We start from the raw sequence: 246 nt of genomic DNA, 5'->3' as shown, positions 1-246 counted from the left end.
CGCGCACGCTCGGCCAGCCCGACCAGGGTTTTGAGGGCAACCGCTTCACCGGGCTTACGATGTACGACGCGCTGACGATGTGGGACCTGTCGTCGTCGGACAAGGCGAGCGCGCTGATCCCGGGCCTTGCAACTGAATGGAAGGTCGACGACACCGACAAGACCAAGTGGCGCTTCACCCTGCGCAGGAACGTGAAATTCCACGACGGTAGCGACTTCAACGCCGATGCCGTGATCTGGAATCTCG

At 62.2% G+C, this 246-nt stretch carries 1 protein-coding gene; it reads left to right on the top strand.

Translation table 11 applies throughout. The features are described from left to right. The coding region (locus FNJ47_RS47705) for an ABC transporter substrate-binding protein (RefSeq protein WP_236000627.1) at window positions 1-246 on the top strand (246 nt) is incomplete at both ends.

The organism is Bradyrhizobium uaiense (genome assembly GCF_010811875.1).
Taxonomy (GTDB): Bacteria; Pseudomonadota; Alphaproteobacteria; order Rhizobiales; family Xanthobacteraceae; genus Bradyrhizobium; species Bradyrhizobium uaiense.
This window is presented reverse-complemented; position numbering and strand designations above follow the sequence as displayed.